The following is a 26066-nucleotide window of genomic DNA, read 5'->3' on the forward strand; positions in this document are numbered from 1 at the left end:
GCTCCTATTCAGGACTTTTGGTCGGCCGTCCACTGGCCAATCCGGAAGATGACGAACTCGGCAGGCTTGAGCGGCGCGACGCCAATCAGGCAGACGAGCCGCCCGTTGTCGAGGTCGTTCTGCGTCATCGTCGAGCGGTCGCAGCGCACGAAGAAGGCCTTCTCGGGCTTGTCGCCCAGCAGCGCGCCGCTGGCCCACTCGTTGATGAGGAAGTCGCGGATGGTCGCCCTCACGTTGGCCCACAGCGCCTCGCCGTTGGGCTCGAACACGGCCCACTGCGTGCCCTTGTCGATGGACCGCTCCAGGTAAGCGAAGTAGCGGCGGATGTTCACGTACTTCCACTCGGGGTCGGAGCTGATCGTGCGCGCGCCCCAGAGGCGGTTGCCGCGCCCCTCGAAGAAGCGGAAGGCGTTGATGCCCTCGGGGTTGAGCACCTCCTGCTGGGCCGTGTTGATCAGCGTCTCGAAGCCGATGGCGCCACGTACCACCTCGTTGGCCGGCGCCTTGTAGACGGCGCGCTCGGTGTCGTTGCGGGCATAGATGCCGGCGACGAAGCCCGAGGGCGGCAGGTTCAGCGGCTGGCGCGTGACGGGGTCGAAGACGGTGACCCAGGGGTAGTAAAGCGCCGCGTACTTGCTGTCCAGCTTGGCCTTGAGCTTGCGCACATCGGCGATCTTCATGGCCTCGTGCGAGTCGAGCACGGCGATGCGGTAGCGCATCTTCTCGGCGTGGGCGATGAGCAGGTTGGTGATGGCCGCCACGTCTTCGGAGCGGTCGTTCGCCTTCCAGGTCGAGCCGGGCCCGGCGACGATGGAGATGTCCTCGATGGACTCGAACTGCTTGAGGCCGGTGGCGTGGTCGTCGGTCGGCTCGGCGCGGCCTTCGTACTCGGTGCGGCCGGGCAGCAGGCCGTCGTTGCCGCCCTTGAGGTAGGCCGTGGCCACCAGTCCGCGCTCGAACTTCTTCTTCAACGCCGCCAGTTCGTTGCGGCCGGCGTCGTCCCATTCGATCTTGCTGATCTTCAGGTCGAAGCCGGTGTCCAGGCTGTCCAGCGCCTTCAGCAACTCGCTGCCGTCTTCGATGGTGTTGCTGACCGTGGCGTCGGCGGCGACGCTGCCGTTGAGCAGCACCACAGGCAGGCCGATGCTGACCTTGCCCTTGAGGCTGAAGAGGTCGAACAAGCCATCGGGCACACCGGCGGATTTGTGCTTGGGGTCGAGCGGCAGGCCGCTCCAGGCGCCGAGCGAGCGGCCGTCGTTGGTCAGCACGTCCAGGCTCAGCGAGACCGGGCGAATGGAGTCGCCGCCGGAAGCCAGGTTGGGGTCGAAGTCGCCGATCAGGAAGCCGGCCGGATTGGCGGCGACGCGGTCCGGCGTCAGGCCGTGGAAGCGCCAGACGCCGGTGGCGGCGTCCTTGCGGGCGACGTACAGAGGCAGGCTGGCGATGGTCCGGGCCGTGGCCGGCGGGTTGGCGTCCGGCGCGGGCGCGGGCCCTGCTGGGGGCGGGGGCGCATCCGGTGCCGCCGGGTCGAGCAGCGCCTTGGGCGCGGTGATCCAGACCACGTCGCCATCGGCCAGATTGGCCAGCGTGGGGACCGGCGTGGGGCCACCACCCGGGTCGGGCAGCGACCCGAGCACATTGGCGCCCAGGCGCACGGTGAAGCGCAGCTTGAGCTTGCCGGCCTCGCCGGGGTAGCGGGCGACGATGCGGAACTGGTCCGGCGCCGTGCCGACCAGCAGGCGGGCATGGCCGTCGGGGAAGCGCTCCTCGCTGCCGAACAGCGCTGCGAGGTCGCTCGGGTAGTTGCCGCTCAACGGGCGGAACACCCGGCTCACGTAGAGCCGCTTGCCGCCCTCCTCGAAGAAGCTGCGCGCCGCCTGCCACAGGTAGTTGGGGCCGGTGGTGGCACCGTCGGCGCCGAAGGCAAGCTGGTTGCCGTCGCCATAGGTGCGCTCGAACTCCGTCAGGCTGGTGAGGATGTCCGGCTCCTCGGTGACGGGCCCGTAGCGGCAGGGGCCGATGAAGCCGGTCGTCGTGGTGCTGACGCCCTCGATGGATTTCGATCGGAAGGAGACCTCCTCGACGAAGACACCGGGCGCAAGATATTCGGGCATGAAGGTCTCCTTTAGATCGGCGCAAGCCGCAGCTCGCGCTGGGACGGCAGCAGGCCGAGGGTGGCGAGGATCAGCGGCTCGCCGGTGACGAAAGCGGGGGGCTGGTAGGTGGTGATCTCGGCGGGCGGCACGCTGGCATCGGCCAGCGCGCGCACCTCGGGCTGGGCGGCAAAGGCCAACACGTCCGGGGCACCCAGCTCCCGCGACGCGGCGGCCAGCGCCGGGTCGGCAAACACGCGCAGCTGCGCGGCCGGCTCGGGCGGCGAGCCGCGCTTGTCGGGCCGCGGGCGCGGCAGGTGAAGGGACAGGCGGCCCTCGGCATCGCTGGCGCCGTCGACGACATGGCCGTCGCCGCCCACGTAGCGCACCAGCGCCCAGGCCGCCACCTGCCCGCTGGCCTGCCACCTCAGCAGGCCGTGGATGCTGGCCATGCCGGGCGGCGCGGCCCGGCCGGGCGCGGACAACAGGCGCACGCGCAGCAGCCGCACGCCGGGCAGCAGCGTCGCGCCGATGACCTGGCCTGTCGGCTCGACCGGCAGCGGCCAGGGCAGGACCAGCGGCTGGGAGCGGCCCATCTCATCGCGCACGACGACATCGGCCAGCACGGGCGAGGCCGGCGCGGGGCTGCGCCAGCGCTCGGACAGATCGGGCCAGTGGTGCACGCCGCTGGGCGTCGTCAGCGACCGGCCCAGCACACGGCCGTCACCGCGCAGCACGAGCCTGCAGACGAGGCCGCTGGTGACCGCCGCGCCGCTGGCAGCGTCGAAGAAGGCCAGCGCGTCGCCGGCCGGCAGCCGCAGCTCGTCCAGCGGGGGCTTGAGCAGCGTCGCAACCATCAGGCCAGGCCTCCTGGCGTGCCCACACCGAAGCGGCGCTCGGTGACGGGCGCGCCGGTAGGCTGGAGCTGGTCGATGTCCAGCAGCACCATGCGCGCCACATAGGTCATGCCGGCCTGCAGGCCGCCCTTGGCGCGGTCCCACAGCGCCAGGTAGTCCGCGGTGGCCAGCGGGTCGGCAATCAGCTCGACGGACTCCTCCGACTGGAAGACGGACGGGCTGCCGATGGTATAGCGGTTGATGACCTCGCCGCTGAGCGCAGGCAGCTGGTGCAGGAAGGCCAGCGCCCAGCCCAGCATCTGCGTCTGCTTGTCGGCCGACGCGGCGATGGGCAGCATCAGGAAGTACAGGTCCACCGGCAGCGAGGGCTTGTAGATGCGTCCGTCACGCGCCCGGCGCGGCGGCAGGTTGCGCGGCGAGCCGCCAATGCCGACGCGCCACAGCACGAGGTAGAAGCCCTCGGCCGGCGGGGCCTGGCTGTCGGTCAGGCTGCCCAGCGACGCCAGTGCGAAGGCCGGCGACGCACCCAGCTGCAGCTCGGCCGCGGGGCAGGCTTCGCGCATCAGCGCCAGCACACTCTCGCCGACGGCGCGGATGGCTGCGTACTGGGCCATCAGCGGCCTCGCCTCTTGTGGATCAAGGGTGTCTCCTGCCCCGGTGGAACCAGGGCGAGGCCATCCTAGGAAGCGGGTCAGGCCACAGTCATCCTGTTTGTTAGGGACGCTGGCCGGTGCGTCCTCAATCGGGAGAAACCAAAGCAGGTGACAGGGCGGTGCTCTTGACTTGCCGGTCAGGCGCGCGGCGGAATCGGCCCGCCCTGCGGTGCAAACCAGGGCCCGGCGGGCACGACCTGCGGCGCGGCCGGGTCTTCCACGTAATGCGGCGACATGATCTGCACGCCGTTCTCGTTGAAGACATCCTGGATGTGGGCGTGCAGCTGGCTCATGGCCTCGGCCCGCCGCTGCGGCGCGGCGCGGCTGCCCTGGGCGCAGAGGCGGTACTCGACGTAGAAGTCGTTCAACGCCGTCTGCACGACGTAGGGCGCGGGCGTTTCCATCACACCGGTCGTGCGCCGCGCAGCCTCCAGCAGCATGGCGTGCACCTGCCGCCAGGGTGTGGCGTAGCCGATGGTGACGGCGGTATGCAGCACGTACTGGCCGTTGTCCTGCACCAGGCGCGAGAAGTTGCGCACCGCCTGGCTGAAGACCACGGCGTTGGGCAGGCTCACCTCCTCGCCCAGGCCCGTCTGCAGCTTGGTGGCGAACACGCCGAGCGTGGTCACCGTGCCTTCCACGTCGCCGATGCGCACGTACTCGCCCACCCGCAGCGCCCGCGAGTACATCAGCGACAGCCCCGCCATCAGCTGGCCCACGACGCCCGAAGCGCCAAGCGACAGCATGAGGCCGGCCAGCACGGTGACGCCCTTGAAGGCCTCGGTGCTGGCACCGGGCAGATAGGGATACGCCATGGCGAGGGCGAACAGCCAGACGACCAGGCCGACCAGCCGTTGCGTCGGCCCGGCCGTGTCGGCGTCCAGCCCGGCGAACTGCAGCTCGCCGCGCTCGACCCGCTCCAGCACGCCGTGCACGACGCGCAGCACGCCGCGCGCGGCGAGCAGGATCAGCGCCGCCGTGAGCAGGCCGGGTATCGCGCCCAGCGCCGCCCCGCCCAGGCTCAGCAGCTGCGCGATGAGCCAGTCGCCCGCACGTTCGCCCCAAGCCCGCGTGGCCGCGAACTGGCGCAGCACGACGCTGGCCCACAGGTCCAGCACGACGAGGGCGACGATCCAGCTCGCCAGCCCCGCCAGGCCACGCAGCAGCGCGATGGCGTGTGCGCCGGAGACCTGCCACCAGGGCCGGGCCGCATGCGTCTGGCCCGCGTCCAGGCGCCGAAACACCTGGCGCAACAAGCGCCGCCGCAGCGCGGCAAGGCCCCACAAAAGCGCCACGGCAACGGCAGTCGCCAGCAGCGAGAAGGCGATGCCCACCGCCCAGGCCTTGGGGTCGCGCGCCTCGCGGGCCTCGGCCAGCGCGAGCTTCATGCGGCGTTCGGCATCCAGTGCCGCCGCTTCCAGCAGCGAGGCTGCCTGCGCGCCGCCGAGGTCGTCGGGCACGAGATGCAGCACCGTGATGCCGTTGGCCTGCAGACGCACGGCGGGCGGCTCACCGGGCAAGACCTGGCGCTGCACCCGGTCGGGGCCGGAGGCGGCCAGCGCGGCCTGCAGCGCGTGACTCGCGGCCTCGACACGCTCGGCGGGCGACTCGCCCTTGAGCGTGGCCCGCAGCGTGACGAGCTTGCGCTGGTTCAGCGTCAGGTCGGCCTCCGCGGCACGGGCCAGCGGTGCGGCCAGCAAGGCCGCGATGAAGATCCAGCACGTCAGACGCATACATCCCTCCCGTTTTGGCTAGGGCCGGACGCCCGGCGTCTGCATCGTCAGGCCGGCCGAGCGGCGCGCCAGATAAGTCTGCAGCGCCAGCAGCTCGGCGCTGTCCCAGTCCCACACCTTGGCGCGCACGCCGCTGGCGCAGCCGCGCAGCCGGCGCTGCAGGCTGCCGAGCGACTGCCATTCCAGGCGGTAGACGGGGTAGTCGTCTACATGGCCTTGCGGGATCAGGCTGCCACCCAGGCGCTGGCCGGCGCGCTCGTCATGGCACTGGGCGCAGGACAGGTTGAGGGCGCCGATGCGCGTTGTGTAGAGGCGCTGGCCCTGAGCTGCGGCCTTGTCCAGCTCGGCGCTTGTCGGTGGCTGCAGCGGCAGGCCGCGCGACTGCTGGGCAACCAGGGCCGACAGCGCCAGCAGCGGCTCCGCCTCGGGCGCCCAGGCGGGCAGCTGCTGGTGGCGCACGCGGCAGCGCTGGATGCGACCGGGCAGGTCCATGAGGCCATGGTCCCAGGCCGGGTAGCGCGTGGCCGCACCTCGCAGCTTCTCGGGCTCGCCGTGGCAACTGGCGCAAGCCTTGGGGCCTTGCGCCCAGAGGTCCTTGCCCAGGGCCAGCGCGAGTTGGGCGGGATGCTGCGCGTCGTCGGCCTGCAGCGTGCGCAAGGCCGGGCTCATCGTGTCGCGGCCGGAGCGGCGGTCGTCGGCGTGGGCAGCCAGTGCGACGGCTAGCAGCAGCCAGGCGGCTCTCATGAGACGGTCAGCGGGCGTGTCTCGCGGTGCTCGAAGCCGTTGTCGCCGCGCCAGCTGAAGCTCAGCTCGCCGGGCTTCTCCGCACGCAGCCAGAAGGCCAGATACGGGTTGGCCGAGACGGCCGCGAACAGGTCGGCGGCGAAGACGAGGTCGCCATCCAGCCGGCACTCGAAGCGGCGCACGATGTCGCGCGGCAGGCGGTCGCCGCCGTCGGACGTGCGGTAGCCGGTCTCCATCGCATGCGCCACCGTCGCACGCACTTCAAAGGCAACGCCGGCCGTGACGGCAGCGGGCAGCGTGATGACGGCGCGCGTAGCCATCAGGGTTCCACACAGGCGGCCAGCGTGACGATGACGTCCACGCCCGTATGCCAGCAGCGCCCGTCCGCCGCCTTGGCCACGGCGACGATGCGCTGGCTGCGCGCCAGCCGCATGCGGGTGCTGAACTCGGGCTTGGCGCTGGCCGCACCGAAGGCGACATGCACGACATCCGGCTCGGGGTTCAGCGGCGTGAACAGGGCCAGGCCCACCACCGGCTCGCTGGCCACCACGCGCACCGGCACCGCGTTGCCGTTCTCCACCAGCTCGGCGATGTCGATCTTCAACACGCCCGCCTCGGGATCGCGGCCGGCCCAGGCCCGGATGGCGGCGCGCATCGCCTCGTCGCTGGCCTGCGCCTCGGGCAGCAACGCGAAGGCCGCGCCGGAGAGGACGAACTCGCGCCGCTTCATTTGGCGAGCGTGCCGAGGTAGGCCACGAGGTCGTCGAGCTGCTGCTCGGTCAGCGCCGCCTTGCCTGCCCAGGCCGGCGCCACGTCGCGCAGCCCCTCGGTCGAACGGAACGGCGGCATCACCGTGGCCGGGTTGAAGCGGCGCATGTCGGCAATGCGCTCGCGCAGGTCGGCGGGCGACAGCCGCGCCGCCGAGGCGGACAGCGGCGGCGCGAGGTTGCCCTGGTTGGCGTCGCCCGCTGGCGTCAGCGAATGGCACAGCAGGCACAGGCTGCGCGTGCGGTCGGCCATCAAAGCCCGGCCGCGTTCGGCGTCCCCCGGCCCGGCATGCGCGCTGGCCGCGAACAGCAGGGCGGCCAGCGGCAGGCGCATCAGACCAGCGCCTGGTTTTTCAGCGGCAGGTCGCGGATGCGCTTGCCCGTCGCCGCGAAGATGGCGTTCAGCACGGCCGGTGCCGCCACGGCAATCGTCGGCTCGCCCACGCCGCCCCAGAAGCCGCCCGACGGCATGACGATGGTTTCCACGGCAGGCATGTGCTCCATCTTCATGACCGGATAGGTGTCGAAGTTCTGCTGTTCGACGCGGCCGTCCTTGACGGTGATCTCGCCGAACAGCGCCGCCGACAGTCCGTAGACGAAGCTGCCTTCCACCTGCGCGGCGATCTGCTGCGGGTTGACGGCATGGCCGGGGTCGGTGGCGGCGACGATGCGGTGGATCTTCAGCTCGCCCTTCTTGCTGACCGACACCTCGGCGCAGGCCGCGACATAGCTGCCAAAGCCCATGATCTGCGCCAGCCCCAGCGCCCTGCCCTTGGCGCGCGGCTTGCCCCAGCCGGCCTTGGCGGCCACGGCGTTCAGCACGGCCAGGTGCTTGGGCGAACTGGCCAGCAGTTCGCGGCGCAGCTCCAGCGGGTCGCGCTTGGCGGCATGGGCCACTTCGTCGAGGAAGCACTCCAGGTAGACCGCGTTCTGGTTCAGGTTCACACCGCGCCAGAAGCCCGGCGGCACGGTCGGGTTGCGCATCGCGTGGTCGATGAGCAGGTTGGGCACCGCATAGCCCAGCGCGCCTTCCGCGCCGCCGGGGCTCAGGCCCTGGAAGACCACCGGGTCCTTCCCGTCCTTGATGTTCTGCGGAAAGATGCCCGCCAGGATGCTCTGGCCCGAGATGCGCATGTGCAGGCCGGTGAGCTTGCCGGCGGCGTCCAGGCCCGCCGTCAGCTTGCACTGCGTGACCGGGTGGAAGCGGCCGTGCAGCATGTCCTCCTCGCGGCTCCAGATCAGCTTGACCGGCGTGCCGGGCAACTCCTTGGCGATGGCCACCGCCTGGCGCACCCAGTCGTGCACCGCGCCGCGCCGGCCGAAGCCGCCGCCCAGGTGCAGCTTGTAGACCTCGCATTGCGCCGGCGGCAGGCCGGAGGACTCCGACGTGGCGGCCAGCGCGGCATCGCCGTTCTGCGTGGGCGTCCAGACCTCGCAACGCTCCGGCGTCCACTTGGCCGTCGCGTTCATGACCTCCATGCAGGCGTGGTTCTGATGTGGGTAGCTGTAGACCGCCTCGACCTTGCGTGCTGCAGAGGCCAGCGCAGCCTTGGCGTCGCCCTGGCTGCTGCCCACGGCGGCGCCGTCGGCGTCCAGCCCAGCCTTCAGGATGGCGGCGGTGTCGGCGCTGTTCTGCGTCGCGTTGGGGCCCTCGTCCCAGACGATGGGCAGGGCGTCGAGCGCCGTCTTGGCCCGCCACCAGGTGTCGGCCACGACGGCCACGGCCGAATCGCTGACCCGTACGACCTTCTTCACACCTGGCCGGCCCTCGATGGCCGCCGCGTCATAACTCTTCAACTTGCCGCCAAAGACCGGGCAGTCCTTGATGGCCGCGTTCAGCATGCCCGGCAGCTGCAAGTCCATGCCGTAGACGAGCGAGCCGTCCAGCTTCGGTCTCGTGTCCAGCCGCTTCATCGGCCGGCCAGCGAGCTTCCAGTCCTTGGCGGGCTTGAGCTGGATGTCGGCTGGCGCGGCCAGCTTGGCGGCCTCGGCGGCGAGCGAGCCGTAGCTGAGCTTCTTGCCGGCGTGGGTGACCCAGCCCGAACTGGTGGCGCACTCCACGACGGCCACGTTCCACTGGTTGGCCGCCGCCTGGATCAGCAGCGCCCGCGCCAGCGCGCCGCCCTTGCGCACGTACTCATGCGACTCGCGCACGCCGCGGCTGCCGCCGGTGCTCATGCTGCCCCAGGCGCGGTTGCGCGCCAGGTTCTGGCCGGGCGTCGGGTACTCGGTCTTCACCTTGGCCCAGTCGCACTCCAGTTCCTCGGCGACGAGCTGGGCCAGGCCGGTCAGCGTGCCCTGCCCCATCTCCGAGCGGGCGATGCGGATGACGACGGTCTCGTCCGGCAGGATCTGCACCCAGGCGTTCAGCTCCGGGGTGGCAGCGCCAGCTTGGGCAAGACCTGGCACGTGGAAGCCCACCATCAGGCCGCCGGCAGCGGCGGTGGTCGTGTGCAGGAAGCTGCGGCGGTTGAGGACGGCACTCATGCCTGGCCCCCTTCGATGACGATGGGAATCTGCTTGCGCTGCACCTGGCCGGCGGCCAGGTGGATGGCCGCCCGCACGCGGTTGTAGGTGCCGCAGCGGCAGATGTTGGTCATGGCCGCGTCGATGTCGGCGTCGGTGGGCTTGGGCTTGGTCTTCAGCAGCGCGGCGGCGGCCATCAGCATGCCGCTCTGGCAGAAGCCGCACTGCGGCACGTCCAGCGCGTCCCAGGCCTTCTGCAGTGGGTGCGAGGCGTTCGGCGCCAGGCCCTCGATGGTGGTGACCTTCTGCGCCGCCGTCAGCGCCGAGGCCGGCATCACGCAGCTGCGCACCGGCGCGCCGTCGATGTGCACGGTGCAGGCGCCGCATTGCGCCACGCCGCAGCCGTACTTGGTGCCCGTGAGACTGAGCTGCTCGCGCAGCACCCAGAGCAGCGGTGTGTCGGCTTCCGCCTCGTACTGCATCCGCTTGCCATTGACCGTCAATTCCGCCATGCCTGCTGCTCCCGTAACGCCACGTCCTGGCGGGCGGCAGCCTAGCAGGGTCGGCGGCGGCTTGCCAGCCAGGCGAGGCCAAGGAGAGCGAGCCACCCGGAATTGGGCTCGGGCACCGGCTGCAGCGCCGCCGTGCCGCCCAGCACCAGCGCGAAGTCGGGGTCGATGCCATGCGGCACGGCCATGGTGTAGGCAGCCGTCACCGAATAGCCATGGCCCATCAGCAGCGGCAGGTCCGCGCCCGGGCCGCCGGGCGTCAGCAAGCTGCTGGTGCCGGCGGTCTCGTCCGACAGCGTCATCGAGAAGCTCTCATACGGCAGCGCGGTACGCAGGCCGTCGACGCGCAGGCTGCCCAGCAGGCTGCCGGCGGGCAGGCCGGTGAAGAGCGGGTCCAGGTAGAAGAACATCGCCCCCTGCAGCGTCACCCGGGCCGAGGCCGGGTCGCCCGGAGCGGCCAGCGCCGACTCCGCGCTGACCGTGCCGCTGAACGTGAAGCTGAAACTGTCCGCCAGCGCCCCGGCGCCGCCGAGAAAGCTGATGGCCAGGCTGCCGCTGGCCTGGTCCTTGGCCGCGCCCGAGAACGGCCGCAGCGCCACGCCGGCCGCCGCACCGCCGGGCAAGCCGGGGTACTCGATGACGGCGGTCTGGGTGTCGTTCGCCGTCAGGCTGGCCGCGCCCTCGAAGGCGGCCTCGGCGCTGGCGCTGGTGAACACCTTGTTCGGCGCGGCATCGAGGATCAGGGCCTGCGCCGGGCCGGCCAGGGCGATCAGAAGGGCGAGGGCGAGGCGGGTGTGGGGCATGGCAGGCTCCGGGAGTCGGCGGGAGCGCCGATGCTGCCCCCAACCCTCCCGGGCCGGCAAGCCCCACGGTTGCAGGCGGTCAGGCTTGCCGCCAACCCCGCGCCGCCATGCACCGCTTCTGCGCGACCGTGGCTTCGGCGGCGATCCTCATCTGCTGGTTCTCGGCATCGGCCGCGCAGCCTCTGCCATAGAAGCAGCCACCGGCAGGTTGGCCGACGAGCTGGTTGAGCCGGCCTACACGCTCGGCATCCCGTTCGCAGGCCGCCGTGTCCGCCTGCAGATCGGCAGCCGGGTTGCGCGGGTTCACCCAATGGGGCGAGGCACAGGCGCTCAGCGAAATGCAGACGGACAACAGCAAGACTCTCATGGAAGGCAGGAATTGAGGGGGTGGGCCGCACATCCTAGCGGCGAGTCAACACCGCCTTTTCCACCGCCGACCAAGGCACCAGCTTGAAGTTCTGCGGCCCGTGCGGCAGGCGCTTGTGGCCGTCCTGCACGACGAGCACGCCGTCGGCATAGGGCCCGCCGAGGTTGGCGGGGCTCAGGTCCAGGCCGTCGGTTTCGGAGACACCGTCGATGCTCAGTGCGGCGTTGGTGGCTATGGCAAAGGTGCCGCGCTGCGCGAACGGCGGGCGGATGTCGTAGACGGCGTAGGAGTCGCTGCCCTGGGAAGACACCACCAACCAACCGCGCCCGGGGTGGATGGCCAGGCCTTCGACATCGGGCGTCAATCCTGGCCCGGCCTGGATAACAAGCTGCGGTGTGCTGCCCGGCGTGGCAAGGTCCAGGCGCCAGACGCCGCGCTTCTCCTCGCCGATGAAGAGGCCTTGGTTGGCCTCGTCCACGACGCAGCCCTCGGGCTGGCTGGCCAGACGGACCTCAGCGACGGGCTCGGCCTGCCAGGTCTTGCCTTGCTGCTTCAGGCGCAGCTGCAGCACGCGGCCATCCTTGTCATTGGGGAAGACATCCAACCCGCCCTCGGCATTGCGGCCCACGCAGACGCCGTAGATGTCGTCCAGGCTGGTCTTGAGCCGCGCCAGCTCGGTGACACGACCGACGGGCGAGATGCCGAACAGCACCAGGCCGGCCTCATCACGCTGCGTGGCCACGGCCAGGTCCAGCTTGCGGCCGCCGTAGCTCAGACCTTGCCGTAGGTCGACGTTGTTGATGCGGCCGACGGGCAGGAACTGGCGCTCCTTGCCGTCCAGGCCGTAGACGGCCAGGCCGCGCTTCTTGTCGGTCGCGAGGATGAGGCTTGATGGTCCGCGCGATGGGTGCACCCAGATGGCGGGGTCGTCGGCGGCGTCGCCGGCTTCGCGAACGGGCTGGGTCTGGCCGGTGGGCAAAACCACGGGCGGCTGTACCTGCGGTGCTGCGACCGGGTGTTCGGCCAGCCAGGCAGCCAGCCGCGCATTCAACGCCTTCTCGCCCGAGGCCGCATCGGCCAGCAGCAGGCGCCGGCCTGGGCGCTCGGCGTTGGCGGACAACGCCCACAGGCCCACGCCCGGCTCGGCGACGTAGAGCATGCCCTCTTCGTCGCGCACGCGGCAGGCGCTGGGGGCCAGCGGTGTGGCCAGGCGCTGCACCGGCAGTGCGCGCGCCCCGTCGAGCAGCCATTGCTCGGACAGCCCCTCGTTGCCGAGCAGGAAGACATGCAGCAGGCCCTGCGGGTCGCGGTAGAGGCAAAGCTGCTCGACCTCCAGCGCCGGTGCCGGCCAGGCTGCGGCCCGGCTCATGCGGCCGGCGGACGCGCGCCAGAGCTGGATCTGCCCACTGTCCGCGTCCTGCAGCACGGCCAGCAGGCCATCGCCACTGCGCTGGTCCATGTGCTTGGCGCGGATGGCGTGGCGGGCCAGCACGCGGCCGGCGTCGTCATGCAGCTCCAGCGCCGTCTTGGCGAGCACGAAACGGTCCGCCTGCACGCCACCGGCGCAGGCTGCGAGGGCCAGGGTCAACAACAGGCGGCGCATCAGAACAGGCTCCACTTCATACCCAGCTTGAAGCTGCGACCATAGCGCTCGTACTGCGCGTTCTGCGCGGGCGTGGCCTGGTAAACGTAGTAGGCCTGGTTGGTCAGGTTGGCGGCCTCGAAGCTGAGTTCGAGCTGTTTGCTGACGGCGTACTTCAACGAGAAGTCCAGCCGCTTCTGGCCGTCCACGCGCAGGTCCTTGGCGGGGTCGAAGACGCTGCCGACCTCGATCAGGTAGGACGACTGCTGGTTCAACGCCAGCCGGGTGTTGATGCCTCGCCCCTCCCAGCCCAGGCTGAGGTTGAAGCTGCGGTCGGACTGGCTGGGCAGGCTGATCTCGCGGCTCTTCCACACGCCCTCGTCATAGCCGCCGACGCGTGCCTTGGACTTCACGAAGGTCGCGTTGGCGCCGAGGATGAGGCCGTTGAACGGCGCCGGCAGGCTGCGCAGCACCTGGGCATAGGCCAGCTCCAGGCCGCGCAGCTTCGCGCTGCCGCCGTTGGCAAAGGTGTTGACCTGGCTGAAGTCCTCCCAGCCAGGGCTGCCGGCCAGGTCGGTCTGGAAGACGAAGTCCTTGATGCTTTTCGTGAAGACGTAAGCCGACAGCGTGCCGTCGCGGCCCAGGCCCTGCTCCAGGCCGAGGTCCAGGTTGCGCGAGCGCAGCGGCTTCAGGCGCGGGTTGCCCAGCTCGGCCTCGTCGCCGTCGACGACCATGCCCGGCGACAGCTGCTCGAACGTGGGCCGCACGAGGGAACTCGTCAGCGCCGCGCGCAGCAGCAGCTGGTTGCCGAGGTCCTGGCGCACCAGCAGCGCCGGCAGCCAGTGCGTGCTGCGGGTGTCGACGCTGACGGGCTGAGCCTCTGCGTCCACCAGCGCCGTGCCGCGCGCATTGAACGTGATGCGCTCCATGCGCAGCCCGCCCAGCAGCTGCAGGCCGCCGCTTTCCCAGGTGGCCTGGGCGTAGGCGGCATCGACGTGCTCCTTGATGTCGAAGTCGCCCACCACGGAGTCTTCGTCGTCGCGCGAGTCGGCCAGGTTGATGCCGCGCCACAGCGCGCGCACCTTGCCCGCATCCATGGCCGGACCGAAGCCGCCACCCCAGGGGTAGCTGACGGCGCCGCTGCCGACCACGTCGGCCAGGCCGCGTTCGCCCAGCGTGTCGCTGTCCAGCACATAGGTTTCCTGCTGGTTGTCCTTGTGGCGGCGCGTGGCCTTGGCGCCGGTCTTGAACTCAAGGCTGGCACCGCCGGCCAGCTCGAAGCTGCGCTTCAAGTCCAGCTTGACATGGCGCACGCGGTCGCGGGCGCGGCTGTCTTCCACCTCCACCTCGTCCAGCTCGTAGGCCGAGGCCTCACGCAAGGCCCCCGGGCCTTGCAGCAGCGGGCGGCGGCTGTCGGTGAAGCCCAGTCCATCGAAGTCCGCTTCAAACGCCGAGCCTGCCAGCCCCTCGGGCGTGCGCTCCTCGGCCCGGCCCAGTCCGGCCTCGGCGGCCAGCTGCCAGCCGGCAAGGTCCAGGCTGCCGCCAAGCGCCAGCGACGCGGTGCGCGCGGTCTCCTTGCGCGCCTTCAGGCTGCGCACCGCCGTACCCTCGCCCAGCTCGCCAGCCGCCTGCGCACCCTCGAACTCAACGGCCAGCGACTGGCGCTGCTCGTCGTCGCTGAAGCGGCTGCCAAAGCCGCGCAGGTAGAGCTGCTGGCCGGCGGCCGGGCGCCAGTCCAGGCTGAAGGCGGCGCCGACGCGCGTGCGCTGGATCTCGTATCGGCGCAGCTCCAGCTCCTCCAGCTTGCCCTCGTCCCAGGCGCCGCCGGTCTCGACGTTGTCGCTGGCAAAGCGGCGCTGGTCGCCGGACACCGACACGGCCAGACCCAGCTTGCCGTCGGCAAAACGGTCGGCAAAGGTCACGCCCAGGCGCGGCTTGGTGGCGCCCAGGTTGCTGTCGTGGTTCAGGCCCAGGTCCAGCGCCAGCAGGCGGCCCTTCACGTCGAAGCCGGTCAGCGTGTTGACGCTGACGCTGCCGCCCAGGCTGCTAGCGTCCATGTCGGGCGTCAGCGTCTTGTGCACTTCCAGCGAGCGAATCAGCCCGGCGGGCACGACGTCCAGCCCCGGCGCGCGGCGGCCGGCTTCGGAGGCGGGCACGGTGGCGCCGTTGATGCTGATGGTGTTGACGTCCGACCCCAGGCCGCGCACGCGCACGAAGCGGCCCTCGCCCTGGTCGCGCTCCAGCGTCACGCCGGGCAGCCGGGCCAGCGCCTCGGCGGCGTTGTCGTCGGGCAGCTGGCCGATACCGTCGGCATGCACGACGCTGAGCACGCCCTGGGCGGCGCGCTGCTTTTCTAGCGCGGACTGCAGGCTGGCGCGCTGGCCGGTGACGACGATGGTGTCGAGCTGCCGGGTCTGCGCTTGTGCCGCGAAGGCCAGGCTGAGCGAAAGGGCCAGCAGGCTGGGGCGCTGGAGATTCTTGTGATTCATTGCGGGTCGCCAGGGAGTGAATGGCCGCCATGCTCGCGACGGCCCGTGGCGCCCGTTTGAAAAGGCTGTCACAAAGGCCAAGTGGCGCATGCAGACCTCATCCGGTGAGCCGATCCGACTCCCCAGACCCTTCTTCCCAACGCTGTCACACGCTGTTCATACGATGGCCCGATGACCCGTGCGAGCCTTCCCTCCTCCTTCGCCACCCGGCCCCTGAACCTGCTGGCGCGGGAGTTCTTCTACCCCGCCCTGAGCCTGCTGCTGGGCGCGCTGACGCTGGCCTTCGCCACGTTCGGCGAGTTGAAGCCGCTGGCCGAGTGGCACTGGACGGACGTGCTGGCCGAAGGCGGCATGGCGCTGATGGTGGGCGTGTGGCTGGTCTATGTGCGCGGCAGCCGGCCGGCCGGCCGCGTGACCGCCTGGCTGGTGCTGGGCCTGGCCGCCATGCTGGTGGGCGAATGGGTGGACGCGCTGGACGAGATCTGGCGCCTGCCCAAGGCCATGGTCTGGGACAACGCGCTGGAGGCTTTGACGCCGCTGGGCATGGCGCTGCTGACCGTGGGCCTGCACTTCTGGCGCCAGGAGCAGCGCGTGCTAAGCCGCCAGCTCGCCCAGCGCGAGCGCTTCACCCGCGACCACCGCGCGGTCGACCGTGTGACGCAGCTGGCCGACGCCGGCTACATGGCCGGGCAGATCCAGCTCGAACGCGGCCTGGGCCGCGCGGGCTGCGTGCTGATGCTGGGCTTCGAGGGCTTCGACCGCCTGACACGCGAGCATGGCCTGCAGACGGCCGACCGGGCGCTGGAAGCCACCGGCCTGACGCTGCTGCTCAACCTGCGCCCCGGCGATCTGTTGTGCCGGTACGCGGGCGACCGCTTCGTCGTGTTGCTGCCCGACTGCGGCGCGGCCGACGGCGAGCGGCTGGCGGATGAGCTGAAGGCGGCGCTGGCCCGGCTCAACTTCAACGGCCGCGACGGCCAGCGCCTGCGCCTGCCGGTGCGCGCCGCGCTGCGCGCCACCGCCGGCACGCAGCCGCCCGAGCAGTTGCTGCTGGACCTGCTGCAGGCCTTATGACGCTGCAAGCCCAGCTGGACGCGCTGCTGCCCCTGGATGCCACGGCGCTGCAGCCCTACGAGATCGACACCGCCTGCCTGCCGGTGGCCGACCACGCCGCGCTGCTGGCCGAGTTCGCCCATCACCGTGACATCGCGCTGCCCTGGCCCGAGCAGCCGCTGATCTCGCCACGCCAGCTGATCGCCCTGCTGGCGCCGATGCGCGAGGCCGGCGCGGACAGCGCCTTTGCGCTGGGCCAGCTGCTGCTGCCAGGCCACTACGGCCTGGCCAGCCAGGCACTGCTGCAGGCGGGCAGCCTGGTCGACATGCTGCAGAGCCTGTGCCGCCACGCCGGCCGCCTGACGCCGCTGCTGACGCCGCGCCTGCTGGTGGACGAGCAGGAAGTCATCCTCGTCTGGGCCGACGCCTGCGGCCTGCCGGCCGGGCTGCGCGGCTTCATCGTCGACCTGCACATGAGCGCCGTCGCCAGCCTGTGCGCCTGGCGCGCCGGCCGGCGCCTGCCCTGGCGCTTCAGCTTCGACCGCACCGCGCCGCGCGACCGCGCCCAGCATGCGGTGCACCTGGGCACGGCGCTGCACTTCGGCTGCCAGGTCGACGCGATGCGCCTGCTGCGCTGCGAGGCCGATCTACAGTGGCCCGGCGCACCGGGCGTCGCCGCCACGGCGCTGGCCCGCCACGCCGACCCGCAGGCGCTGCGCCGAGGGCTGCTCGCCAGCGTCGGCGACCGCCTGCTGCGCCAGCTCGCCGAGCCGCCCAGCCTGGAGGTGCTGGCCGCCGAGTCCGGCATGAGCCCCGCCACCTTCAAGCGCCGCCTGGCCCGCCACGGCACGCACTACCAGGCCGAGGTGGACCGGGTGCGTGCCCACGTGGCCGTCTACCTGCTGGGCCCGCGCGGCCAGGGCCGCGATGCGGTGGCGCAGGCGCTGGGCTATTTCGACGGCGCGAACTTCCGCCGCTCGTTCAAGCGCTGGACCGGCATGGCGCCGGGCGCGTGGGCCCTGAGCTGAAGTCGAACGCGGAAAAAAAGAAACCCCGGTCTTGCGACCGGGGTTCAAACCGTCTTCCGCTGTCACGGTAGACGCCTGCTCAGGGAGGAACAGCAGGGGGCCGAAGCCCAGGGCCAATGTAGCTGCATCTGCGGCGGCCTGCCTGTAGGACGAGGCCGCGTCGCCATGGCGGAGCAGGCAAGCCTTACGACCCGGCACTCGATTCAGGCGGCGGCTCGCCTGGCTTGAGGTCGCGGATCGGCTTCTGCGGGCCCTTCTGGGCGGGTGAACCCGGCACAGCGGGCTTGGGTGCAGCGGCGCCGTCGTCGGTCGTGGGGTGGATGGGCAGCGGCTGCGCAGGCTGCTTGGTTTCGGGGGTCATGGTGGCTCCTTGCATGTGCGCCTCGCTCGGCAAACGCCATGCCCGCAAGCCGCTCACCCGGCCGGCAGCAAGCCCAGGAAGCGGTCCAGCATGTGGAAATGGTCGTCGAAGAACTGCGCCTCCATCGCCGCCAGTTCGGCCACCGGCACCCAGCGCGCCTGCGCCGCGTCATCGGCACCCTGCACCTCCGGCAGCTCACGGTCGCCCAGGTCGAAGTGGTGGGTGTGCGAGATCGTGCGGCCACGCTGGCTGCGGTCCGGGTGGTCGAAGACGGCCACGCCGCGCAGCGCACGCGCCAGCGTCTCGGGCAGCAGGCGCAGGCCGGTCTCCTCCTCCAGCTCGCGCAGGGCGGACTGGTAGAGCGTGTCGCGCGGCTCGACGAAGCCGCCAGGCAAGGCCCACAGGCCCTGGCCGGGGTCGCGGGCGCGCTGGATCAGCAGCACATGGCCGGCGCATTGCAGCACCAGGTCGACGGTGACGAAGGTCGGCGCATAGGGCGCGGCGGCCCAGGCGCGGCGATAGGCCTTCAGCATCGTCCACTCGCGACGCAGCGCGGCCAGGTAGGGCAGATGCGCCCAGGCCTGCACGAAGGCGCGCGTGCCGGGCGGCACCTGGTCGACCCAGCTGGCGAGCACGCCATCCAGCGCATCGGGCTCGGCCTCGAACAGGGCGGCGCGCAGGTCGGTGGCGTCGACGCGGTGCTGGCGCGGCAGGCTTTGCAGCTGCCAGGGCGAGAAGCGGCGCAGGTAGTCGCTGGTGGCGTCCTTGAAATGGCCCACGAGCGTCACGTCGGCATTGCCCACGCGCTGCTCGACGGCGGCGCGTACCGCCTGCACCCAGCGGGTCTCGTCGTAGAGGTCGCGCAGGGGCACCACTTCCACGCGCTCGCGCTCCGCCTCGGTCAGGGCCAGATTCAGCATCTCGGCGCGCTCTGTCCAGCTGAAGGGGTGGCGGGGCGAGCGCGCCTGATGCGCCGAGCCCATCATGACGATCACGCGCGGCGCGGCGGCCAGTGCCTCGCTCAGCAGGGCGAGGTGGCCGTTGTGGAAGGGCTGGAAGCGGCCAATGACGACGGCGACTGAGGTCATGTTCGAGCGGGCTCCTATGAAAGGGGGCTATACAGCACGTCAGAGCGCAGCACGTACTTCGTGCCTTCGATGATCTCGGCGCCTTCGTGCCAGGTGTCGTGCAGAAATAGAAGGGCGGTACCCGCATTCGGCTGGACGGCGAAGCTACGGAAATCCGTGCAACCACCCGTGAAGCCATCATTCAGGTAGACCAGGAAGGTCAGCTGACTGACGCGACCATCCTCGCGCCAGGGTCCGTCCTTGTGCATCTTGAAGCGCTGGCCCGGTACGTACTTGTAGAAGCGCAGCGAGCGCGGCAGCCCAGTGGCACTTTGGCCTTCAATGACCGGCAGCTCGACACGCAGCAGGCGCCCCCACAACTCCTTCGTCCATGGCGAGCTGTCGATGATCGTGCGCGCGTTGTTGCGCACGCGGGGCATGGCGCGCTGGCCCTCCTCGGTGCGCACGGCAGCCGCGTCGAAGCCCGCTTGCTCGGCCAGCGCGATCAGCTCAGCACATTCACCGGGCGCCAGGAATCCGGGCACGGAGAACACCCGCTCGCTGTGCCGCACGGTCGTCATGCTCATGCCAGCACCGCCGGAAACACCGCCGCGATCGGCATCTGCCGACCCTGGCCAAATGCGCGCGCACGCAGCCGGATCAGCGGTGGCGCCTGGCGCCGCTTGTACTCGCTGCGCTGGATCATGCGCGCGACCTTGTCGATGAGCGCCCTGCCCTCGGGCGTGGCGCGCAGCGCCGTCATGCAGGCTTCGGCGGCCTGGCGTTCGGCAGCGCCCAGGCTTTGCCCTTCGACGAGCACCTTCAGCATCTCGTCAAGCACCGGATAGGGTGGCAGGCTGTCACTGTCGCGCTGGCCGGGTGCCAGTTCGGCCGAGGGCTCCTTGTCGAGGATGGCCATGGGGATGAGTTCGCGGCCGGCCGCGTCGTTCAGATGGCGGCACAGCTCGAACACCTCGGTCTTGTACAGGTCGCCGATGAGGCCGAGGCCGCCGTTGGTGTCGCCGTACAGCGTGCAGTAGCCCACCGACACCTCGCTCTTGTTGCCGGTGGTCAGCAGCAGGTGGCCGTTGGCGTTGGAGTAGGCCATCAGGATGGTGCCGCGCACGCGGGCCTGCAGGTTCTCCAGCGTCAGCCCCTGCATGGGCGCACCGAAGCTCTGCGCGAACTGGGCCTTCAGCGCCTCTACGGCGGTCAGGATGGGGTGGTTGAGCAGCTTGATGCCGAGGTTGCGGGCGAGCGCCTCGGAGTCCGTCACCGAGCCGCTGGACGAGAAGCTGGACGGCATCGTGATGCCGACGACGTTGTCTGCACCTAACGCCTCGGTTGCGAGCGCCAGCGTCAGCGCGCTGTCGATGCCGCCGGAGCTGCCGACCACCGCCCGCGTGAAGCCGCAGCGGCGCGCATAGTCGCGCAGGCCCAGCACGATCTGAACGCGGTAGAAGGCCATGGCGCTCAGGCCGGCGGGATCGGGGTGGGCCGGGCGTTGCCCGTCCAGCTCGACAAAGCGGCCGTTCTCGAAGCCCAGCGTGCGGATCGACTCGACAAAGCGCTCCGCCTCGAAGACGACGCCCGCCTCGGGCTCGACGGCGAAGCTGGCGCCGTCGTAGACCAATTGGTCATGCCCGCCGATGTGGTTGACGTAGAGGATGGGCAGGCCGTTGCGCTTTGATGCAGCGCCGAACACCTGGTGGCGCTGCTCGCGTTTGCCGATGTGGCTGGGGCTGGCGTTGATGCTGATGACCAGGTCGGGCGCGGCGTCGCGCAGGCGCTCGAAGGGGTTGACACCGTAGTCCGCGCCGTCGTCGTTCCAGCCGTCCTCGCAGATCAGCAGGCCGACCTGGGCCGTGCCGATGCGCAGCACCCTCGCGACATCGGGGCCGGGTTCGAAGTGGCGGCGCTCGTCGAAGATGTTGTAGGTGGGCAGCAGCTGCTTGGCATAACGCAGCAACACCTCGCCACCCTTCAGCACCAGCAGGCCGTTCTCCAGCTTCTTTCCGGGGCCGTCGCGCAGCAGCGGCGCGCCGAACACCCAGGCCAGATCAGGCAGCTCGCGCGAGGCCTGCCGCAGCGCTTGCAGGCCGGCCTCGACCTCGCGCAGAAAGGCCGGCTCGTCCAGCAGGTCACCGGGGTAGTAGCCGCTGACGGCCAGCTCGGGGAAAACGACCAGTTGCGACCCGGCCCAGGCCGCCTGGCGCGCGGCGGCCACCATGCGGGCGACATTGCCGGCCACGTCGCCGACGGTCAGGTTCAGTTGCGCAATCGTCAGCTTGATCATTGCTTGATGCCAAACACCTGGCGCAGATAGGCCAGGAAGGTCTCGTCGTCGCACAGCGTCTTGCCCGGGCTGTCGCTGAGCTTGGCCACCGGCTGACCGTTGGCGTGGGTCAGCTTCATGACGATGTTCAGCGGCGTCAGGCCGAGGTCATTGCTCAGGTGGGTGCCGATGCCGAAGCCCAGCTGCACGCGGTCGGCAAAGTGGCGGTAGAGCGCGATGGCCTTGGTCACCGTCAGCCCGTCACTGAACACGAGGCGCTTGGTGTGCGGGTCGACGCGCAGCCTGGCGTAGTGGGCCAGCGCCTTCTCGCCCCACACGACCGGGTCGCCGCTGTCGTGGCGCAGGCCGTCGAAGAGCTTGGCGAAGTAGAGGTCGAAGTCGGCCAGGAAGGCGTCCATGCCGACCACGTCGGTCAGCGCCGTGCCGAGGTCGCCGCGGTACTCCTGCACCCAGTCTTCCAGCGCCGCCTTCTGGTGGTCGCGCAGACGCACGGTGCCCAGGGCCTGGTAGGTCTGCAGGTATTCGTGGGCCATGGTGCCGATGGGCACGAGGCCCAGCTCCTTGGCCAGCAGCACGTTGGAGCTGCCCTTGAAGTGCTGCGGCAAGGCGTCGCGCAGCCGGCGCACCACCTCGCGCTGCCAGGCGCCCGAAAAGCGACGGCGCAGGCCGAAGTCGAACAGGTCGAACGGATGGCGCTGCTGGCTAGGCTCGGCGGCAAAGGCCTGCAGCGCGGCGATCTTGGCGTCCAGCCGGCGCTGGCCTTCGATGCGAACCTCCGGCGTGTCCAGCCGGCGGAAGTACAGCTCGTTGACGATGGCCAGCACCGGAATCTCGAAGCCCATCACATGCACCTGCGGGCCGCGCGCGACGATGTGCAGGCTGGGGCCTTCGGTCGTCACCTCGATGAAGGCGCGCTGGAAGCGGAAGATGCGCAGGAAGTCGACAAAGTCGCTCTTGATAAAGCGCAGGCCCTTCAGATAGGCCAGCTCGTCCTCGCGGAAGCTCAGGGCGCACAGCGCGTCCAGCTCACGCTCCACATCGGCCTTCAGCTCGGCCAGCGCATAGCCCGGCTGGTTGCGGCAGACGAAGCGGTACTCGGACTGGGTCTCGGGGTGCCGATGCAGCAGCGTCTGCCACATCGTGAACTTGTAGAGGTCGGTATCCAGCAGGCTGGTGATGATGGGCATGGTCAGACCTCCGTACTGGTGGCCAGCTGCAGGCCGCGCGCCTGCATCGCCGCCAGGAACTCGGCCTGCTGAGCCTCGAAGCCGGCCACCGGGCTGATGCAGTCGGTCAGCAGCACCAGCTTGCCCAACTGCTGCGAAGGCAGGTGCGCGGCCAGGTGCTCGACGGTGGCGCGCACGCAGTGGCTGCCCGCCTCGCCGGCGATCAGCACGCGGTCGAAGCGGTCCAGCTCGGCCAGCAGCGCCTGGTTCAGCTCGGTGCGCTCGTCGGCTGCGTCGGGCACCTCAGCCTGCAGCGCGCTGTAGTGCTCGGTCCAGGGGTTCTCGCCCTTGGTGACGACGGCGACCGAACTTCCCTGCGCGTCCGCCCAGGCATCCAGCGCGGCTTGCAGGCCGGCATGCACGCCGTGACCCCAACTGCCCATTTGGCAGTGCACGGGCCAGACCATCAGCGTGTAGCGGCCGGTGGCCTCCAGCGCGTCCAGATAGGCCAGCGTGCGAGTGAGCTGGGCTGCGTCGCGCGGCGCGTAGGCGCCTGCGCGGACCTGAGCCGCCGTGATGGGCGTGAACGGCCCGGGCGCCTTGCCACCGGCGTCGAGCCAGAAGCCGGGATGGGCGATGTCGATGCGGTGGTGCGAGTCCAGCGTCACGGTGATCGCGTCGAGCCGGGCGCCCAGTCGCTGCACCAACGCGGCGGCGCGCTGCAGGTCGGCATGCGCGCCGGTCACGGGCAGCGCAGGGCGGATCAGCTCGCCGCTCACGGGCGAGCGCGGCAGCCAGTTCTCGGGCAGGTCGCAGAAATCGTTCTGCGGGTCGATCAGCAGCAGATGCGTGCTCATGTGCTTCTCCTCTTGTCGTGTGGCCGCATGATATCTCCACTTAAGTTAATTGTGCAACTAAGTAGCTGCAGACTGGCTTGTGGCGGGGCGGACCGCGTATCCTTGCTTTGGTGAATTCTTCAAAGAACTCCTCCAACGACCACCGCCTGATCTGCACCGTCGACATCGTGCTGCTGACGCTGCGCGAAGGCCAGTTGCAGGTCATGCTGCTCAAGCGCGACCGCGAACCCTTCGACGGCGCGCTGGCGCTGCCCGGCGGCTATGTTCACACCGATGAGGACCAGGGCTGCGAGGATGCCGCCCAGCGCGTGCTGCTGCAGAAGGCCGGGCTGCAAAGCCCCTACCTGGAGCAGCTGGCCAGCTTCAGCGGCCCCGCCCGCGACCCGCGCGGCTGGAGCGTGTCGGTGGCCTATTTCGCGCTGGTGGCCGCGCCCGAGCACGGCCAGCCCGGCCAGCACTGGCTTCCGGTAGACCGCCTGCCGCAGCTGCCGTTCGACCACGGTCGCATCGTCGCGATGGCCGTCGAGCGGGTGCGCAACAAGAGCCAGTACTCGTCCCTGCCCGTCTACCTGTGCACCGAGCCCTTCACGCTGCCCGAGCTGCACGCCATCTACGCGGCGCTGCTGGGCGAGGCCATCAACCCGGTGAGCTTTCGCCGCAAGATGGATGAGTTAGGCATGCTGGAGCCCGTGCCCGGCGCCAAGCGCGCGGACGGCGCCCACCGGCCGGCGCAGCTGTACCGCTTGAAGGACGAGTACCGCCGCACGCTGCGCCTCGTGGGGCGCGGGTTGAATGCGTGAAAACCAAAACACCCAGGCCGCGAAGCGCGCCTGGGTGTTCTTGTGTACTGGCCCGACCGACAGGAATCGAACCTGTAACCGCCCGCTTAGAAGGCGGGTGCTCTATCCGGTTGAGCTACGGTCGGAAAAAGCGGATTAGATCAGCACGTTGATGATCGCGTTGCCGATGCCCATCAGCGCGGCACCGGAGATGAGACCGGCACAGATCGGCTCCATGCCTTCGACCCAGACACGGTGGCCTTGGGTGCCCGGCGTCTTGTGCTTGCGGCCCATGACGAAGAAGAGCACGGCACCAACGAACATGGCCAGCACGGCCTCCGGCGGCAGCACGACGCCCAGGCCGGTGGCCACGGCGGACAGCTGGAAGCGGCCCTTGGTCTTGATGCGCGCCACTTCCATCGCGACGGCGGCCAGGGCGGCCACGGCCATGGAGATCAGCGCCGACGTCGGCAGGCCCTTCAGGCCCTTGGCGATGATCTCGGCGACGCCCTTCCACTGCAGGGCCGCAGGCATCGCGAACTGGTCGGTCACCATGTTGGCAGCGTTGCGCACGCCGTTGGCATCCGGCTGCAGGAACAGCAGGAAGAACAACGGCACGCAGGTCAGCACGCCGGCCAGGTTGCCGATGACATGGCCCACGGCCTGGTGGCGCGGCTTGCCGCCCAGCATGTAGCCGGGCTTGATGTCAGACAGCAGATTGGCCGCGTTGGACGCGATCTCGCTGGTCATGGCCGCCGGTAGCAGGTTGGAGCCGGGGTTGGTGCGGTCGATGGCGCCCATCGAGAACTGCGTGATCTTGGACAGCGCCCCCGTCGGCGTCCACGAGGTCAGCGCCATCGAGTTGGTGCAGATGATGGTCAGCACGAAGATCAGCGGCAGCGAGATCAGCGCCAGCCACATCGGCACGTCGAAGAACAGATGCGTCAGGTAGCTGCCCAAGACGCTGAACACCGGCACGCCGATGTAGCTGATCCACAGCGGCACTTCGATGTCCTTGAGCAGGTCCGGGCCGGCATCTGCGGTCGGTGCGGCCTTGCGCTTGAAGAGGCCTGTGAAGATCTCCGGCTTGGCCAGCAGGCTCACCATGGCGCCCACCACCATCATCGTGACGCCCCACCACAGCGACCACTGGTTGACGATCTCGGCGCGGTTCAGCGGGATCAGCGCGCCGTCGGCGGCGAGGCGCGGGGCGATGTCGCCGGCCTGGATCATCAGCGGCGCCAGCACGACGAAGTTGATGAAGGCGCCGAGGAAGCAGCTGGTCGCCACCGCAATGCCCATCAGGCCGCCGACGCCCAGCATGGCGGCATCCAGCGTCAGGCGCAGACCCAGCTGACGAATGTCAGTGCCCAGGATGGTGGGGATGAAGGCCTGCGCCTTGGTGGCCCAGGTGTAGTAATAGCTGTCCAGGCGGTCGTGCAGATACCAGGGCTCGACCATGCCGGCCCATTTGTCCAGCATGAGGATCTTGAATTGCACCAGCTTCATCCAGCCGTCGCTGACGATGGCTTGGTAGAGCGCCGTGAAGCCGCCCACCACGCCCAGCAGCTTGGCCTTGAACACGCCTTCATCACCGGCGCCGTGGTACAGCGAATCCAGCACCACGCCGCAAGCACGGCCTTCGGGGAACGGCGCCTGGTCTTCGTTGATGAAGCGGCGCTTCAGCGGGAAGGCCAGCAGCACGCCGATCAGCGCGACGACGAAGATCCAGACGACGAGCTGCCACCACGGCGGAATGATCCCGGTGATCAGCATGTAGGCCGCCAGGCTGGAGAACAGCGGCGTGGCCACATAACCCGCCGCCGTCGCGATGGACTGCGTGCAGTTGTTCTCCAGGATGGTGTAGTCCTGCGCGAAACCGGCGGCATGCAGCGCGCGGAACAGCGCGAAGGCCAGGATCACCGAGGTCAGCCCCACGCCGATGGCGATGCCGGTCTTGGCGCCGATGTACAGGCCCGTGGCCGACAGGATGCCGCCGAGCAGGAAGCCGGTGAAGCCGGAGCGCAGCGTCAGCTGCGCCATGTCGCCGCGGAAGATGTTCTTGAACCACCACTCGTCCTTTTGGGCGCGGGTCCAGGTGGCGATCTGCTCGTCGGTCAGGTGTTGGAGTGCCATGGGTCTCTCGGGCGCGGCTTGTGGCCCCGCCAGGGTTGCAGCAAAAGCGCGGATTGTCCCGGCCGACCGCTCGGTCGGACTTGGGGGGATGCCCTCGAATGAACGCCCCGGATGAGGGGGCCTCACAAAAGAAAACCCGCCGTGGCCGGAGCCAGGGCGGGTTGTCGAAAAGGTTGGTCGGGGCGGCGGGATTCGAACTCGCGACCCTCTGCTCCCAAAGCAGATGCGCTACCAGGCTGCGCTACGCCCCGATCAAGCCT

Annotated in this window: 24 protein-coding genes and 2 tRNA genes; 3 read left to right on the top strand and 23 right to left on the bottom strand. The window is 70.1% G+C overall.

What is annotated here, in order from left to right:
- Positions 1–8 precede the first annotated feature (8 nt).
- The 14 genes from ACG00Y_RS01415 to ACG00Y_RS01480 form a co-directional block, all read right to left on the bottom strand.
- Positions 9–2114 (bottom strand): phage tail sheath family protein, encoded by a 2106-nt coding sequence (locus tag ACG00Y_RS01415; RefSeq protein WP_394475481.1) that lies wholly within the window; start codon positions 2112–2114, stop codon positions 9–11.
- Between the two features lie 11 nt (positions 2115–2125).
- The gene (locus ACG00Y_RS01420) at positions 2126–2950 is read right to left on the bottom strand and encodes a hypothetical protein (protein WP_394475482.1); all 825 of its coding nucleotides are present in this window, start codon (positions 2948–2950) and stop codon (positions 2126–2128) included.
- Positions 2950–3564 carry a Pvc16 family protein gene (locus ACG00Y_RS01425; protein WP_394475483.1) on the bottom strand — a complete coding sequence of 205 codons (615 nt, stop codon included), beginning with the start codon at positions 3562–3564 and terminating at the stop codon, positions 2950–2952. Before ACG00Y_RS01425 ends, ACG00Y_RS01420 begins: the two co-directional genes overlap by 1 nt.
- 176 nt (positions 3565–3740) lie before the next feature.
- Complete coding sequence (locus ACG00Y_RS01430; RefSeq protein ID WP_394475484.1) at positions 3741–5336, bottom strand: mechanosensitive ion channel family protein; 1596 nt, start codon at positions 5334–5336, stop codon at positions 3741–3743.
- An 18-nt stretch (positions 5337–5354) separates the two neighbouring features.
- On the bottom strand, positions 5355–6080 hold the full coding sequence (soxA, locus tag ACG00Y_RS01435) for a sulfur oxidation c-type cytochrome SoxA (protein WP_394475485.1): 726 nt from the start codon (positions 6078–6080) through the stop codon (positions 5355–5357).
- On the bottom strand, positions 6077–6400 hold the full coding sequence (locus ACG00Y_RS01440) for a thiosulfate oxidation carrier complex protein SoxZ (RefSeq protein ID WP_394475486.1): 324 nt from the start codon (positions 6398–6400) through the stop codon (positions 6077–6079). The genes soxA and ACG00Y_RS01440 overlap by 4 nt, the downstream gene beginning before the upstream one ends.
- A complete protein-coding gene (locus ACG00Y_RS01445) occupies positions 6400–6810 on the bottom strand; it encodes a thiosulfate oxidation carrier protein SoxY (protein ID WP_394475487.1) in 411 nt (136 codons plus the stop codon). Before ACG00Y_RS01445 ends, ACG00Y_RS01440 begins: the two co-directional genes overlap by 1 nt.
- Positions 6807–7181 carry a sulfur oxidation c-type cytochrome SoxX gene (soxX, locus tag ACG00Y_RS01450; protein ID WP_394475488.1) on the bottom strand — a complete coding sequence of 125 codons (375 nt, stop codon included), beginning with the start codon at positions 7179–7181 and terminating at the stop codon, positions 6807–6809. Before soxX ends, ACG00Y_RS01445 begins: the two co-directional genes overlap by 4 nt.
- Entirely contained in the window at positions 7181–9334 is a 2154-nt protein-coding gene (locus ACG00Y_RS01455) for a xanthine dehydrogenase family protein molybdopterin-binding subunit (protein WP_394475490.1), read from the bottom strand. Before ACG00Y_RS01455 ends, soxX begins: the two co-directional genes overlap by 1 nt.
- Positions 9331–9825 (bottom strand): (2Fe-2S)-binding protein, encoded by a 495-nt coding sequence (locus tag ACG00Y_RS01460; RefSeq protein WP_394475491.1) that lies wholly within the window; start codon positions 9823–9825, stop codon positions 9331–9333. Before ACG00Y_RS01460 ends, ACG00Y_RS01455 begins: the two co-directional genes overlap by 4 nt.
- A gap of 41 nt (positions 9826–9866) precedes the next feature.
- A complete protein-coding gene (locus tag ACG00Y_RS01465; protein WP_394475492.1) occupies positions 9867–10625 on the bottom strand; it encodes a hypothetical protein in 759 nt (252 codons plus the stop codon).
- Between the two features lie 79 nt (positions 10626–10704).
- On the bottom strand, positions 10705–10983 hold the full coding sequence (locus tag ACG00Y_RS01470) for a hypothetical protein (protein ID WP_394475493.1): 279 nt from the start codon (positions 10981–10983) through the stop codon (positions 10705–10707).
- Between the two features lie 43 nt (positions 10984–11026).
- Positions 11027–12595: a phytase gene (locus ACG00Y_RS01475; RefSeq protein WP_394475494.1), complete on the bottom strand. Its 1569-nt coding sequence runs from the start codon at positions 12593–12595 to the stop codon at positions 11027–11029.
- Positions 12595–15063: a TonB-dependent receptor gene (locus ACG00Y_RS01480; protein WP_394475495.1), complete on the bottom strand. Its 2469-nt coding sequence runs from the start codon at positions 15061–15063 to the stop codon at positions 12595–12597. The genes ACG00Y_RS01475 and ACG00Y_RS01480 overlap by 1 nt, the downstream gene beginning before the upstream one ends.
- A 171-nt stretch (positions 15064–15234) precedes the next feature.
- Between ACG00Y_RS01480 and ACG00Y_RS01485 the strand changes: the two genes are divergently transcribed.
- On the top strand, positions 15235–16137 hold the full coding sequence (locus tag ACG00Y_RS01485; RefSeq protein ID WP_394475496.1) for a GGDEF domain-containing protein: 903 nt from the start codon (positions 15235–15237) through the stop codon (positions 16135–16137).
- Complete coding sequence (locus ACG00Y_RS01490) at positions 16134–17144, top strand: helix-turn-helix transcriptional regulator (protein WP_394475497.1); 1011 nt, start codon at positions 16134–16136, stop codon at positions 17142–17144. Before ACG00Y_RS01485 ends, ACG00Y_RS01490 begins: the two co-directional genes overlap by 4 nt.
- A gap of 184 nt (positions 17145–17328) precedes the next feature.
- On the opposite strand, the gene ACG00Y_RS01495 is transcribed toward ACG00Y_RS01490, so the two are convergent.
- From ACG00Y_RS01495 to ACG00Y_RS01520, 6 genes are read right to left on the bottom strand one after another with little or no spacing between them, the layout of a single operon-like run.
- Positions 17329–17505 carry a hypothetical protein gene (locus tag ACG00Y_RS01495; RefSeq protein WP_394475498.1) on the bottom strand — a complete coding sequence of 59 codons (177 nt, stop codon included), beginning with the start codon at positions 17503–17505 and terminating at the stop codon, positions 17329–17331.
- A 53-nt stretch (positions 17506–17558) separates the two neighbouring features.
- Positions 17559–18593, bottom strand: a complete 1035-nt coding sequence (locus ACG00Y_RS01500) for a bifunctional nicotinamide-nucleotide adenylyltransferase/Nudix hydroxylase (protein WP_394475499.1) — start codon at positions 18591–18593, stop codon at positions 17559–17561.
- Between the two features lie 14 nt (positions 18594–18607).
- The gene (locus ACG00Y_RS01505) at positions 18608–19159 is read right to left on the bottom strand and encodes a prolyl hydroxylase family protein (RefSeq protein ID WP_394475500.1); all 552 of its coding nucleotides are present in this window, start codon (positions 19157–19159) and stop codon (positions 18608–18610) included.
- Positions 19156–20868, bottom strand: a complete 1713-nt coding sequence (locus tag ACG00Y_RS01510) for an NAD+ synthase (RefSeq protein WP_394475501.1) — start codon at positions 20866–20868, stop codon at positions 19156–19158. The genes ACG00Y_RS01505 and ACG00Y_RS01510 overlap by 4 nt, the downstream gene beginning before the upstream one ends.
- Entirely contained in the window at positions 20865–22055 is a 1191-nt protein-coding gene (pncB, locus tag ACG00Y_RS01515; RefSeq protein WP_394475502.1) for a nicotinate phosphoribosyltransferase, read from the bottom strand. Before pncB ends, ACG00Y_RS01510 begins: the two co-directional genes overlap by 4 nt.
- A 2-nt stretch (positions 22056–22057) precedes the next feature.
- Positions 22058–22891, bottom strand: a complete 834-nt coding sequence (locus ACG00Y_RS01520; RefSeq protein WP_394475503.1) for a cysteine hydrolase family protein — start codon at positions 22889–22891, stop codon at positions 22058–22060.
- Between the two features lie 110 nt (positions 22892–23001).
- On the opposite strand from ACG00Y_RS01520, the gene ACG00Y_RS01525 reads away from it, so the two are divergent.
- Positions 23002–23691 (top strand): NUDIX hydrolase, encoded by a 690-nt coding sequence (locus ACG00Y_RS01525; protein WP_394475504.1) that lies wholly within the window; start codon positions 23002–23004, stop codon positions 23689–23691.
- Positions 23692–23739: 48 nt separating this feature from the next.
- Here ACG00Y_RS01525 and ACG00Y_RS01530 read toward each other — a convergent pair.
- From ACG00Y_RS01530 to ACG00Y_RS01540, 3 genes are all read right to left on the bottom strand, one after another.
- Positions 23740–23816: transfer RNA gene (locus ACG00Y_RS01530), tRNA-Arg, on the bottom strand.
- A gap of 10 nt (positions 23817–23826) precedes the next feature.
- Positions 23827–25806, bottom strand: coding sequence for an OPT family oligopeptide transporter (locus tag ACG00Y_RS01535; protein ID WP_394475505.1), 1980 nt, complete (start codon positions 25804–25806; stop codon positions 23827–23829).
- 174 nt (positions 25807–25980) lie between these two features.
- Positions 25981–26057 (bottom strand) — tRNA-Pro (locus ACG00Y_RS01540).
- Positions 26058–26066: the final 9 nt, after the last annotated feature.

Origin of the sequence: Pelomonas parva, from assembly GCF_043555835.1 — a bacterium.
In the GTDB taxonomy this organism is placed as follows: domain Bacteria; phylum Pseudomonadota; class Gammaproteobacteria; order Burkholderiales; family Burkholderiaceae_C; genus Pelomonas; species Pelomonas parva.